Source organism: Neobacillus drentensis (assembly GCF_036965645.1).
Lineage (GTDB): Bacteria > Bacillota > Bacilli > Bacillales > Cytobacillaceae > Neobacillus > Neobacillus drentensis_D.
In genome coordinates this window covers 1-1,116 of record NZ_JBALPZ010000298.1, presented here as the reverse complement: position 1 = coordinate 1,116, position 1,116 = coordinate 1, and the positions used below count along the sequence as shown (strand labels likewise).

The 1,116-nt window shown below is 31.8% G+C and carries 2 protein-coding genes; both read right to left on the bottom strand.

All coding sequences use genetic code 11. From position 1 onward, the window contains the following. Positions 1–244 (bottom strand): ATP-dependent metallopeptidase FtsH/Yme1/Tma family protein (locus tag V7266_RS30605; RefSeq protein ID WP_335473042.1); only part of this gene is annotated, 244 nt, incomplete at its 3' end. A gap of 13 nt (positions 245–257) precedes the next feature. Continuing rightward, positions 258–869, bottom strand: a complete 612-nt coding sequence (locus V7266_RS30600; protein ID WP_335473041.1) for a TetR/AcrR family transcriptional regulator — start codon at positions 867–869, stop codon at positions 258–260. Positions 870–1,116 lie beyond the last annotated feature (247 nt).

Below are 1,116 nucleotides of genomic sequence, written 5' to 3'. Positions count from 1 at the left end.
CTTCAATCGTCCCTGTCTTATACAGCTTTGAAGCAGTGGATTTAAACGTAATCGTGTTATCATCTATTTCAACTTGTTTGACCTTCCCATCATCCACCATCGTTAAGAAAGTTCCATAATCGACTTCCTTTACCGAGTGGTTTGTGATCAATGGAAAAATGAACGAATTTAATAGTAATATAATCACTATCGTTATTCCATAATAAAAAATCAGCGGTTTCTTTGGTGGTTTCACTTTTTTCACGTTTGTTCCTCCATTAAGAATCTTTCCGGACTAGTCCACATTTTAAAAGATTCATTTCCATTTTATAATTAGCCAAAGCTTCTTGGTTTGGTAAGTCCTTGGCAAACTTTTCAACGACATTTCTTAGCGTGATGGTAAAGACAATTTGCAAGAGATGAAACAATTCCTTATGATTGGAAACATTTAAATGACTCGTGTTAAGAGAAGAAAGAAACTCACATATGCTGCCACTATTTTCTTGCCCTCTAAAGATTTTGGAAAAGGATAATTCTATTTTATAAGTCATATTTAAAAATGCATTTTTTAAAAAATGGACATCCTCTTCCTCCATAATGATTAGCTGATAGAAATCAATCATGGCAGCAAATAAATCCCCGTCATATTTTTTTAGCAAAACAACAAAGTTATTCCGAATCGTAATCACCAGATCGTTTAATAGAAAGAAAAAGGCATCTTCTTTATCTTCAAAATATTGATAAAAGCTGCCACGCGGGATATTGGCTGATTTTACTATATTGGAGATAGAAGCATCATATAAAGGGACTCTAGAAAACTCTTTTTTCAATGCGATGATCAGCGTTTGTTTTTTTTCTTCAGGTAAATTTATAAAGGTGATTTTGGGCAACGGCTACCCCTCCAATCGTAACCATAATCTCAATTTTAACTAATGATATGACACATTGTCACTATGAATCTATTCTATATGACAAACTGTCACCTGTCAACGAATCAGAATGACACTTTGTCATAAATAAGAAAAAATAAATATTTCAATATAAGAGAATTTTACCTATTTTCTAAAAACTTATTGTTTTAATTGGATATTATTGATACTATTATTTTCGTTGTAAATTTATTAAGGGGGTTATAGA